Genomic DNA, 13,178 nt, shown 5'->3' with positions numbered 1-13,178 from the left:
AGTTTTTATTTTTCTTTAGGCAAACTTCCACTTTTAATATCCAATTCCAATTACAAGAGCACGCGGCGAATGTGTTTCTATCAAAGTACTCTGATCCGCAACATCATCGTAACAGTACCCATAAGCAAAGCCTTCAATGCTGTGTTCATGCCAAAACTTAGCATACATGTTACACGGCTCAGCCTTATAATAAGTTTCCGGTTTTGCCCAATTTGAAGGAGTTTCGGCAACATGCCGGTTTAATGCAGCACAGACCTGAGCCTGGAGAGCGAGTTCAACAAGATTTCCTGTTGCAAGAACGCCGGAACCTTCAAACAATTCGTCGCTGGTAGGTTTAGCTTGAATGTAATATTGCTGCCCCACTGTTGCCGTTCCATATCCTTCTGTACATGTAAATACAAGTCTTTCCCCATCCGCATGAAGATTAAAGACTCCAAGAGGATGTTTTACAACTTCTGTGTGACTCTTGTAATAATCCCAAACCTGATCGACATAGCTTTTCATATATGAAGAATATTTTTTCCCGTTTCGGAAGTCTCCCTTACAAGGTGCAACAATTCTGTATGGCTCATGCACAAGCGTTCCAAATTTCTGTGGCATTTCTTTTTTGAATGCTGCAAAAATTTGATCTCTGGTCTTGGTAATTCCAACCGTTCTGTAGTACCCATCATCGTTATACATTGCCATTGTGATTGGAAAACAAAACTGATCTACCTGCGTTGTATTTCCCCAAAATCCACCCCACTGAACAGTAAATTCAATCCAGTCAAAGATTAAGTTTGCATTAGCATCGCTCGGATTATTCAAATCCGGTTGCACAACTCCGATTCTTCCACCTGCATCTACCACCCCACGCATTACAACAGGATTATCCATAGATATATAAAGGCGCCCTGATGCCATAGTTTTAGGAATTTGAAAACCCGCCCCAAGTTTGTTCAACTTAAAAGACCACGCATCGCTTTGTTGATTAGCTTCTATTCTTACAAGTTCGCCTGATGGATTTAGATAGCAAAACTGATTGCTTGAATTAAGTCCTATTACACAAATATAAATTCTGTCATCTGAATATTTTCCTTTTGTATTGTTTTCAAACTGAAAAGTCATTTCAAATCCATTTTTAAGAGGGACAGGCACTGCAGTTCCAGGAGGGACTGTTTCTGGTTTTTTAGAACCGGGGTTTTCTGAAATGTCGTTCGAGTCTGGACTTTCATTTGTTTGAGGCTCTTTTGTTTGAGGCTCTTTTGTTTTTTCAGATGGATTATGATCATCTGGAACAAATTGCTCCCAATCCATGTAACAACTTGGAATAATAACTGATACTAAAAGCAGTCCAAAAATCGCAAACGCAATCGACAAAAACTTTTTCATCTTTTCCTCCACAAAGTAACAAAATAAAGTCACTAACAAAGTCTCCAAACCCTCGTTTTTTATTTTGAGACAAGAATGATAAAAATAAAAGTGAGATGATTTTCAAAAAGGTGGGATTTCTTCGTTGGGAAATTTCGGGAAGAGAAACTTAAAAAAGGAGACCTGCCTAGAAACTCCAGACAGGTCAGTTTTTTTTAGGAGGAATATCTGTATGACAATAAGTTGTAATACACGATAATCTAACTTAATTAAAAGCCCACATTTACAAATGCGCCAATTTCAAAGTAATGTGAGCCGATCATCTTTGCGGTTTTTGGAAGCGCAAAGAACGCGTCATCGCTGTATTTTCCAAATGTACGTCCATTAATTCTCAGACCAATTCTGTTCTTTGAATCAAGGAATGATGGATTTTTATCAAATCCATATGCAATTTCAAATGAATATTGCAATGGGAATATTTTGTTAAAATTTCTCCACCAATGTTCTGGACCCCAAGAATTGATAGAAATATTTCCTGCTCCAATCCAATGTTTATATCTAACAGCAAGCCCTGCATTGAAGAATGTAATCAATTGTGGTGTATGAGCGTCTTTGTAAGCGCCAGTCATTGCTCCAAGACTGCCCACGCTCGCCGTAACAATCGCTCGTAAATCCGGAATAGGATTTGTCACAAGCCTTCCCCCAACTTGCCACAAGTTTGATTGTTTAGGAAGAGGTTTTGCAGCATACCAAAGAAGTCCGCTTGAAGAAGTCTTGTCCGGATTTTGCTTTGTAGCCCAGTCAGCGCTCTTGAATGGAATTGAATCTGTCGCATCAGCAAATAATGTATACATTCCTGTGATAGAGAAAGCCAGTTTTGAACCTTCAATATCATTGCTGTTCCATTCGTGAAACCAAGTCGCGCCTTCTGGATCGTACGTGAATACAGCTTCAATCTCAATTGCTTTCCTGTTTCCAAAGCCGACGATAAATGGACTGTCAAGCAATGAACGAGCTTGCAAACCTTTTTTTGTAATTGGACCTTGAAGAGGCATACGCGCTCGCACAACCGGCCTGAACACGAAGTTCCCAAAAATCGCGTCAGCGCCAATCTGTCCTTCAATTCTGTTACCGGAACCTGAATCTGATGTGAAAAAACTCCCACGAACTGTCTGCGGATTTGTATCTGCAACAAGTCCTCGATAAATACCAGTTCCATAGATGTACGCGTACTGCAAAAGATTTGTTCCAATCTGTACATATCCTCCGAGAGTATCTAGATAAGTAATTTTTCCTTTTTTCCCATTAGATTTTATATATTTTGCGCCAACTTTTTCGTTGCCTGCATGAAGTACACCAACTTTTAACGTCACCCAAGGAGCAAAAGCACTTTCTGCATAAATAGACGCTTTTCGACCAGCTCCATAAGCGTTGTATGGGTCGAGAGAGCTGTTAGATGCCGCTCCAAATTCTTCCGCATAAACAACGCCAAGGTTTATTGAAGGAACATAAGTGTTTGGAAGATGGAATGTACGCCAATAATTTGCCTGAATCTGAGGTTTTGCTCCACCCCAAATCTCTGGTCCACCGATCACAGAAAGACCTTCCAAAAGTTGTTTTCCTACAAATTCAACAGCAATAGGAGCCTTAGAACCGTATGTGTCATAGCCAATAATGTCGAACGCTTCTTTAGAGATGTTGAATATATCTCCAGTTGTCTCAAAGTTTGTATGCCCTTTGTGATAATAACCATTTAAGTCGAACCAAGAGTTTTTGTAACTCATATTTGCTGAATACAAATCTACATACTGAATTTCTTTCTCCGGTTTTTTTGTGCTTACTCCCTTAAATTTCTTGTAATAAGAAGGATACACTTCGCCAAGTTTTGTAAAAGGAGCATCTGTCCACAATTTTGCGACAGCAGAAGCAGTAAGATTTTCTACAGGTTTTACTGTAATTCCAAGAGTTCCTTCCGCTTGAATTTGTGTAGAAATTAATTCTTTATTTTTATTTTCATAATTAAACGAGTCTTTTACATTTTTTCCTTTTTTTAAGGCTCCAACAACGCTGTTCACATAAACTGGAGTTACAGACTGAACAGTGACGTTCATTGTGTCAATCTTGACTCGGTCGTTAGAATTAATAATTTCTTTAACAGATTTTTCATTTCCATTAGCAAGATACATTGCGTTATCAAGCCCTGAGAAAGTTTTTTCAATCTGATCTTCTGTAGAATTGTATAAAGAAAGTTTCCATACATCCTTGAGCAGATAATATGCGGCGCGAGGAATACGCTTGTTGATTCCGTTGTCTTTAATTTCACTCTGGGCACATATACCAAACCATTCCTCGTTCATGTTGTTCAAACCGTCACGGTAGTCAAGTTCATATCCGGAATTTGACCATGTACCAGTAGTATTGTGTAAAGAAAGCTCTTTGTTCTGGTAATGTTTCCACCATTCATCAATCCACTCAAACACAAAACCGCCGATTACGTTCTGAGAACGGCCTTTCCCATACCCTTGCTGATAGATTTCTTTCCACTGGCTTTCAAGGTATGTCATCTGTGCAAACTGATCTTCTTGATGATAGATTTCGTTGTACGCATCAGCTCCAGCTTCTGTAAATACAATTGGTTTATCAAGAACATCAGCTATATTTTCATAAAATGAATCGTAGAATTTATACCCACGGTAAGCGTTTACTCCAAGAATATCAAGTGAAGGGCAGAGCTTTTTAATCAACTCGAGGTACTGAGTGTCTCCGTTTACAATTCCAACTGGATGAAATGGGTCAACTTCTTTACACGCAGCCATCGCTTCTTCTAAAACACTGTAGAGATAGCCGGCTTTTACAATGTTTTGCTCTCCTGTTGGAAGGTTTTCAATTTCTGTTCCGGACCAAACAAGCCCATAGTTGCTCTCATTACCAAACATGTACATCAATACGCCGTTTACAGCACGGTATTTTTCTGCAGATTCGGCCGCCATTGCAACAAGAGTTTCGCGAGTATACAAATCTGAATAATCAGTATTTGGATACCAAGTTCCGTTTACCATAACGCCATAACGTCCAAGAAGATTGTTGATGATTGTGTAAATTCCATATTTTGAATAAATATATTCAACCCATTTTGGTGGAATATCATTAAAGCATCTGATAGCGTTTACTCCTATAGCTTTAAGCATAGTCATATCCGTATCTATCATCCGCATAATGAATGTATCATCTTTAGACCACAAGTCATAAGTATGAGTTTCACCGATTGGGGTATATGCCCAGACCATTCCTTTTATTTCAATTTCTTTTTTGTTATCAAAAAGACGCCATCCTTTGTTATCTTTTTTGACTGTAATGAACTGAGCAAATACAGAAAGATTTAAGAATACTAAAATACTTATAAAAATTAATGATCGTTTTTTCATTTCTAAATTCTCCTGCTACTTCTTATTTGCGTCTTCCAAATCAACTACAATACCATTTCCCCATGCGCTTGCATCAAGGTAAGTATTATCTTTTGGGCTATTCCAGTGAACAAGACGAGAACGTTCTTTTCCACCATCACCATCATTTATTTGGAAATCTCCACGAACTTTCTGCTTTGGTTTGAGTTTTTTTATGCTCAACAAAGAGAAAGGAAGTGCGGCTTCAATTTTGTATCCATGCTCTGAATAAACAATTGCTGCTTTGATGCTTCCACTCATTGAAACATCATTTATTCCCACATCGTATGCGAATTTGTTTGTTTTGCTCTGCGGTACTATTCTCACACGGTGATCGGTTGGTTTATAGAAAGTGTGATACCCTGTGTCTGTACCAAAAAAGAACTCAATCGAATCATCACGCCAAGCTTGAGGTGCTGGGAAATGATTTGTCTGCGGCTGATCGTCAATAATATCCGCAAAGATATATAAGAAAGAGTCATCTGCTCTTACCTTGAAAGTACCGTCTGTATTTTCCGGATTAAACATTCCGCCATAAACCATGCGTCGAGCCTTAACTCCATCTAATCCTTCCCATTCGCTAAAGTCCCCATCGATTACTGGAGAACTATTGCTCGAATAATAAACTTTAAAAAGTTTTTCTTGTTCACCTGCATCTGCAAAAGCTTCCTTCGGTGGAAGGTATGGAGGTTCAATAATTTTTTTTGCTTTTACAGTAAGACATGATGAAAAAAGCCCCATCATAAGGCATGATATGCCTGTAGCAATAAAAGTTGTTTTCATTTTCCTTCCTATTTTTGTTTTTCAACTGTAAAAACTTCGAGGAATAAAATATTCACCTTTTTCCCCGAAGCACATTTCAAATTTCTAATTACATTCCAAGCTTGATCTTGTTTGCATTCATAAGCTTAGTCTGAGCCTCAATAATATTATCTACGCCCTTGTTTTTCTTATACTGATTGAATTCTTTTACAATCTTGTCAAACTCTGCGTCTGACTTTGCCCTGAGCATCTGTGGAAGCACTTTTCCCCACTTTCTCTGTATATCTTCGTAAATCAACTGCTCTTCTGATCCAACAGGCAAGGTAAGTCCATCATAAGCTGCATAAGACGCTACATAAGGTCTTGTCCACAACTGTGGCTGTCCTACTGATGGCGCATATTCAACTCCCCACTGTGCCTGCCATGCTGTATCCATCAACATCCAGTATGTGTACTGTACTCCTATTTCTGACTCTTGTTTGTTTTTGTCTTTCTGGTCTAACTCTTTTACTTCCGGGGTCAACTGTGGAACTCCATTTTTCATTGTGTATGTTTCGTTCAAAATTCCAAAGTTTGTATCCATCTGTCCTTCTTCGCTTATAAGGTATGACAAAAACTGTATTGCTCTAGCCTTGTCTTTACAGTTTTTAGAAATCAATGTAACTGTCCAGCCTGCTATTCCGCCTCCTGCCAAAACCGGGTCGTCGCCTTTTGAGTTCTTTGGTCCGTTTACCGCTATGTATATTGAGTTTGGATCTCTTGCGTACAATGCGTTCTGCGCTGCCTGCATATCCCAGTTCTGATACAGCATACAGAAATATCTTCCCTGTGCCGCTTTCTCTTCTATCTGTGAGCGCTTGTCTACAAACATGTCTGTCTGAATCAAACCTTTTTCATGAGCTTTTCTAAATGTCTTCATCCAGCGGATATACTCAGGGTTGTCTGTAAGGCCTAGGTCAGCGTTTACGAATTTGCCATCTTTTTCTGACGGAATTGCCAAAAAGTGCGCGAGGTATCCCTGTAGCTGTGTATTTCCAACATCTCCAAACTCGTTTGTTGTGAATGGAATAAGCGGCTGTCCGTTCACTGTTGGGAACTTCTGTTTTGCCATCTCCAAGGCGCTTATAAATCCTTCTGGAGTTGTCATGTCCGGTTTGCCTAATGCTTCGTAAATGTCTTTTCTTACCAAGAACGTCTCATTTGAAGTAAGTTTTCCTGCATATTTTTTATAATCTGTCGGCGTATATGATGCGTTTGGATATCCGTAGATGTGTCCGTCTGCCTGTGTGTACCAGCCGATTTTGTCCGGATTTGCCACTTTGAAAAAGTATGGGTCATATTTTTTTGCCAACTCGTCCAACGGCTCTACAAGACCTGCGTCTATCATCATTGGAACCTGCCCTTCCCACCAGCCTAGTGTGATGAGGTCAGGCAACGCGTCTCCTGCTATCATCGCGTTCAACTTTTCTGCTTCGTTTCCTGCCGGAACTATAAAGTTTATATCTACACCTGTTTTTTCCGTGATGTATTTTGAAACCTTTGAGTCTCCCCAATGGCGTGCAAACCAGCTGAAGTTGATATACCAGTCAAACTTTACCGGGCTACTTACGTTAGTTTTCCAACCTGGAGTTTCTCCCGAACCAGATTTTGCGCCCATAGAATTTTTCTTGCTGCAACCAATCAAAGCAAATGTCGTGGCAACAGCAAATCCTAAAACTAAAATTTTAATTTTTTTCATATTTATATATCCTCCAAATAATAAATATTATCCCTTAATTGAACCAATCAACATTCCTTTCACAAAATACTTCTGAAGGAACGGATAAACACACATGATTGGGAATGTTGTAACAACCATAGTCGCAAGGCGAACAGACTGAGAACTGACTTGCTGCGCCGAAACTCCTGCAGGCATTGCAACTACAGCTTTTGAAGCGGAAGCGCTTGCCACAATTCGGTACAAATAAGTCTGAATTGGCTGAAGCGCCGCTTTGTTTATATACATGACTCCTGTAAAATAATCGTTCCAGTGACCAACGCCGTTAAACAAAGCTATTGTCGCGACAACAGGCATAGACAACGGAATGATTATTCGCACAAAAATCAACATATCGTTTGCCCCATCAAGCTTTGCAGATTCTTCAAGACTCGCCGGCATTGCTTTAAAAAATGACATGAAAATAATCATATTATAAAAGTTGAAAAGACCTGGAATTATGTAAACAAGAAAACTGTCGTACAATCCAAGGTTTTTGATTGTGATAAAGTATGGAATAAGACCTCCACCAAAAAACATAGTGATTGTTCCAAGAATTGTATAAAACTTGTTAAACATTATATGTTTTTTAGAAAAAGCATAAGCAACCATCGCTGTAAAAAATACACTTGTAACCGTACCTATTAACGTTCTCAAAACCGTGACCATAAAAGCCTGCACAATCGTCTTATCCTGAAAGACAGCTCTATAGCTTTCAAGGCTGAATTTTCTTGGAAACCAATAAACTCCACCTCGCATAGCGTCTGATGAATCATTAAAAGAAATGACGACTGTATACCAGACCGGATACAGAGCGACAAAACAAATCAAAGCCATGACGATGTAAATAATATGATCCATTGTACTTGCACTATTAAGTTTTCTGTTACTCATTTTCATCACCTCTTATTAGAACAACGAAGTATCGTTTAGTTTGTTTGTAACCTTGTTAGCAAAAAACAACAGCACAAATGCAATCACAGATTTAAACAAACCTATTGCCGAAGCATAGGAATATCTCATACCGCGCATAGCAGCCGAATAAACATACAAATCAATTACATTACTGCGCGCATTGTTCAACGGATTCCAAAGAACAAGAATTTGATCGAAGTTACTGTTCAAAAGCCCACCGATATTCAATATAAACAAAATTGTAATTGTCGGAGCAATCGAAGGTAGCGTTATAGACCAAATCTGCCTCCATCGGTTAGCGCCATCAACTCTTGCAGCCTCATACATCTCCTGATCAATACCGGAAATTGCCGCAAGATAGATGATTGCGTTCCAGCCAAGTTCCTTCCATAAATCAGAAACAATCACAATCGGCCAAAAATATTTTGGGTACGCAAGAAATGTGACCGGCTCAGTCAAAACGCCTAGTTTTCCAAGAATCTGATTAAAAAGGCCTGTTTCTCCAAGCCACGTTGTAAGGATTCCCCCAAGAACTACCCAAGAAAGAAAGTGTGGCATATAAGTAATTGTCTGAATTGCTTTTTTAAACCTTACGCTTCGAACCTCGTTGAGCAAAAGAGCAAAAACGATTGGCAGCGTAAAACAAACAGCGAGCTTAATCAAACTGATGCCAAGAGTATTTGTTATAATGTTGACGAATTCCTCGTCTTTGAAAAAAGCCAAAAAGTGCTGAAATCCATGATTCGTCGCCCAAGGAGTTTTAAAAAACTTTGAAGAGAACAAAGGGGTTGTGATATAGAAGTTTTTCTTAAATGCTATAAGCAATCCATACATGGGAATATAGTTGAAAATAATCATCCAGATAACGCCACAGATTGCCATAAATTGCAGAAACTTTTCTTCTCTCAACCTTACCCAAAAAGTTTTTTTTACTAATTTTGTATGAGAATTATCATTTTTGTTTTCTTTCATAGCCATTCCTCTTTTCTTGTTTGCAATATGAGTATAATTTTGGTGACATAAATCCGCCAGATTGTAAGTTTTCGTTAAGGTGTTTTTTTTTCGGTTTTGCGTTTAAACTAAATTGACAGCAAAATATTGTTGAATTACCTTATTTGCAGAAGCAAGAAAGAGGAATTTTGTAAAGATTACTTCCTTGTAATTTTTATCAAGAAAGTTTATTTGCGCGTCGCGCTGGGTAAACTTTGATACACCCCTCCTTGCGTTGCCTTTAACGCAGTGTTTCTATAGGAGTATCTAATGGACAAGATTTGCAAAGGTTTCTTTACAAAATTAGACGGAGACCAATACTATAAAATTGAGAACTACGATTGCATGGAAGATTTTTTTATGACGATCACGAGTTCTTCTGATATTTGGAATTTCTGCTGGGCGCAAGGCGGAGTTACCGCAGGCAGAATCGACTGCGATCACGCTATTTTTCCATATTATACAGCAGATAAAGTCTCTGATGCTAAAAGTTACACAGGTTCTTATACAGCGATTCAAGTACAAACTTGTAACGGGGTTGTTATCTGGGAACCTTTTTCTTCATTATATAGTTCACAGGCAATCAGGAACATTGCCGATAAAAATATTGTAAGAAACATCTACAAAAATAAAACAGGAAGTTGCGTTTGGTTTGAGGAAATCAACAATGAGCTAGAACTTTCTTTCCGTTATTGCTGGACGTCTTCTGCAAAATTTGGACTTGTTCGCAAATCAATCATCACAAAACTCTCTGATAAAGCGGTAGATATAAAAATTCTTGACGGATGTCGCAACATTCTGCCGGCATGCGTAACCGCCGATTTCCAAAACAACAACAGCGTCCTCCTTGACGCTTACAAAAAAACTGATTTAGAGGAAAAATCAAATCTTGCTCTGTTTGCTGTTTCTTCAATCGTAACTGACAAAGCGGAACCAAGTGAAGGGCTGTTTGCAAATACATGCTGGTTTTCAACAAAGGACACAATAATTCTTAATCCTGAAGCGCCAAATCTTTTTGCAAATGGCAAAAAAATTGAAAAAATGTCAGTTGTAAAAGGAAAACGCCCAGCAGCTTATATTTTAAAAGAAATCAATCTTCAAAAAAATTCTTCGGAATCGTGGTATCAAGTTTTTGATACCAGGTTGGATAGCGTCCGCGTGACAGACCTTTGCAGCCAGATTGTAGACAGAAACGCCGTTACAAAAGAATTGGAAAAAGACATCTACGAGTGTCAAAAGCTTATGGAAACTTATATTTCAGAATCAGACGGTTTTCAGCAAACAGCAGATTTGATGACATGCTCTCACCACACACAAAACGTCATGTTCAACATCATGCGCGGAGGTTTTTTTGCAAACAACGGAAAAATCAATCTTGAAGATTTTGTAAAATTTATATCTCAGAGAAATAAACAACTTGTAAAACTCGCTGAAAACATTTCAAAAAAAGTTGAGCCAAATTCAGACAAAGACGGGTTTGTAAGCTACGAAGAGCTTGAACAGGCAATAAAAGCCGTTGACAACACACAGTTGGAGCGCTTATTTTACGAATATATGCCTCTGACTTTTTCTCGCCGTCATGGAGATCCAAGCCGTCCTTGGAATAGATTCAACATCAAGCTTAGAGACGATAAAGGAAACCCAATTCTAAATTATGAAGGAAACTGGCGCGATATATTCCAAAACTGGGAGGCGCTAGCATGGTCATATCCGCAGTACATAAAAAATATGACTGCAAAATTCTTAAACGCAATGACAATCGAAGGATTCAATCCTTACCACATTTCAAGAGAAGGCATAAATTGGGAAGTTCCTGATCTTAACAACCCTTGGGCGCAGATTGGTTTTTGGGGCGACCATCAGGTTATCTATCTTGAAAAACTTTTGGAGTTTTACAGCGATTCTAACCGAGATGAGCTGCTTTCTTCTCTGGATGCAAAAATCTACGCAAGCTCAAATGTTCCTTACAGAATAAAAAGCTACAAAAATATTTTGGAAAATCCGCGAAGCACAATTTTATTCGATAGAGAACTCGATTCTAAACTTCAAGAAAAATCTAAGGCTTACGGCTCAGACGCAAAACTCGTCCGTGACAAAAATGAAAATGTTGCGCTTGTAACTTTGACAGCAAAACTCCTTCAGATTGTGATTGCAAAAACAGCGAATTTTGTTCCTGGAGGTGGAATCTGGCTCAATACACAGCGTCCAGAATGGAACGACGCCAACAACGCGCTCGCTGGTTATGGACTTTCACTGGTCACTCTTTGTTATCTTCACAGATTTATTTCATTCCTCATCAAAATGTACAACGACTCAAAAATTCAGCAATTTGAACTCCCCTCGCCTATCGCTAATTGCTTTAAGTCACTAGGAAATCTTTACAGAACAACTTTGCCAGAAGCTTCTATAAAGAACAATAAAACACGTCGAGAATTTACTGATGCTGAAGGAAAGTTTTTCGAAATTGAACGCGATGCCCTTTATGAAAAAGGTTATGCGAACGGAACTGAAATTATATCTCGTCTGGAGATTATCAATAATCTTGAGGCAATAAATATTCACATTAAAAACACAATCAGAATAAACAAACGAGATGACGGGCTTTATCATTCGTACAATACAGTAAAAATTTCAGACAACGAAATGAAAATTGAGCATCTGGACGAAATGCTTGAAGGGCAAGTTGCAGTTCTCTCCGCACAACTTTTGCTCCCGGAAGAGGCTTTAGACGTCATAAAAGCGTTAAAAAACAGCAAGATTTATGAAGCTAGACAGAATTCTTATATGCTGTATCCTGACAAAGAACTCAAGAATTTTATCGATAAAAACTGCGTTTCGAAAGAAGATGCGTCAAAACTTGCTTCTTTGATTGAAAAAACCGGCACAAAAATTCTCGCCGCCGATAAAAAAGGCACATTCCATTTCAATTCCGAATTCAGAAATTCAAGATTTATGGAAGATTACTGTGCAACTTTAAGTGAAAAAGAAAAGCCGACGTCAGAAGAGATGAAAATGCTCAATGCTCTTTATGAAAAAACTTTCAATCACCATAGTTTTACAGGTCGCTCGGGAACGTTCTTTGCTTACGAAGGTCTTGGAAGTATATATTGGCACATGGTTTCAAAACTTCTGCTTGCCATTCAGGAAAATGTTTTCCGTGCAATAAAGTTTAATTCTGATCCGAAAATTGTAAGCGCCTTGATAGATTCATATTACGACGTAAGAAGTGGAATTGGATTCAACAAGACACCTTCTCTCTACGGAGCGTTCCCGGCAGACCCATACTCACACACGCCGTCCGGACAAGGCGCAAAACAGCCAGGCATGACAGGGCAAGTAAAAGAGGAGGTTTTAACACGCTGGGGAGAACTTGGTGTAAACATTGAAAGCGGAATCGCATATTTTGAACCGAAAATTTTAAGAGACAGTGAATTTAAAGATGATGGAACATTGAGTTTTACATGGTGTAACACTCCTGTTATCTATCACAAAGCTCAAAAAGAAGAGATTTCTGTAAATGGTTCAAAGCGAGGAGGAAACTCTCTTACCGCTGAAGAGACTAAAAAGCTTTTTAGCAGAAACGGTGAAATTCAAAAAATTGAGGCTTGGGTAAAACTGTGAAAAGGTAACGCCAAATATAAAAGTGTTAATTGGATTGAAAAAGCAAAAGCTTCGCAATCATTGAAAATTTAGTTAATAAAGTAAAAATAACTCCTTATCCGAGGCTGTCAAAAAAGTAAACAACTTGTTTTGATAGCCTCGCCTTTTTATAAGGCTTTTTTTTAGAGAATTGCGTAAATTCTATTAAGGTGATATATTTTCTCTCAGCGCAGTTTATGATCCTCAAAAACTCCTGCGCTTTATAAATTAAAATCCTTAAGGAGGCGGGATAAAAAATACTTCCTTGTCTTTTTTATTCCTAAAGTTTATTCGCGCATTGCGCTTCGTAAACTTTTATACAG

At 38.5% G+C, this 13,178-nt stretch carries 7 protein-coding genes; 1 reads left to right on the top strand and 6 read right to left on the bottom strand.

The window, feature by feature from the left end; translation table 11 throughout:
* Nucleotides 1–33: 33 nt before the first annotated feature.
* The 6 genes from H9I37_RS11015 to H9I37_RS10990 form a co-directional block, all read right to left on the bottom strand.
* On the bottom strand, nt 34–1,371 hold the full coding sequence (locus tag H9I37_RS11015; RefSeq protein WP_187382777.1) for a glycoside hydrolase family 64 protein: 1,338 nt from the start codon (nt 1,369–1,371) through the stop codon (nt 34–36).
* A 248-nt stretch (nt 1,372–1,619) separates the two neighbouring features.
* Nucleotides 1,620–4,775, bottom strand: coding sequence for a glycoside hydrolase 5 family protein (locus H9I37_RS11010; RefSeq protein WP_187382776.1), 3,156 nt, complete (start codon nt 4,773–4,775; stop codon nt 1,620–1,622).
* A gap of 15 nt (nt 4,776–4,790) precedes the next feature.
* On the bottom strand, nt 4,791–5,576 hold the full coding sequence (locus tag H9I37_RS11005) for a sugar-binding protein (RefSeq protein ID WP_187382775.1): 786 nt from the start codon (nt 5,574–5,576) through the stop codon (nt 4,791–4,793).
* An 88-nt stretch (nt 5,577–5,664) separates the two neighbouring features.
* Nucleotides 5,665–7,293, bottom strand: coding sequence for an extracellular solute-binding protein (locus tag H9I37_RS11000; protein ID WP_187382774.1), 1,629 nt, complete (start codon nt 7,291–7,293; stop codon nt 5,665–5,667).
* Between the two features lie 27 nt (nt 7,294–7,320).
* Nucleotides 7,321–8,205, bottom strand: a complete 885-nt coding sequence (locus H9I37_RS10995) for a carbohydrate ABC transporter permease (RefSeq protein WP_255422578.1) — start codon at nt 8,203–8,205, stop codon at nt 7,321–7,323.
* Nucleotides 8,206–8,220: 15 nt separating this feature from the next.
* The gene (locus H9I37_RS10990; RefSeq protein ID WP_222864241.1) at nt 8,221–9,198 is read right to left on the bottom strand and encodes an ABC transporter permease; all 978 of its coding nucleotides are present in this window, start codon (nt 9,196–9,198) and stop codon (nt 8,221–8,223) included.
* A gap of 288 nt (nt 9,199–9,486) precedes the next feature.
* On the opposite strand from H9I37_RS10990, the gene H9I37_RS10985 reads away from it, so the two are divergent.
* Nucleotides 9,487–12,837: a hypothetical protein gene (locus H9I37_RS10985; RefSeq protein ID WP_187382771.1), complete on the top strand. Its 3,351-nt coding sequence runs from the start codon at nt 9,487–9,489 to the stop codon at nt 12,835–12,837.
* The last annotated feature ends 341 nt before the right edge of the window (nt 12,838–13,178 follow it).

Source organism: Treponema sp. Marseille-Q3903 (assembly GCF_014334335.1).
In the GTDB taxonomy this organism is placed as follows: Bacteria; Spirochaetota; Spirochaetia; order Treponematales; family Treponemataceae; genus Treponema_D.
The sequence above is the reverse complement of the archived record's forward strand: the minus strand, read 5'-3'. Positions and strand labels throughout refer to the sequence as shown.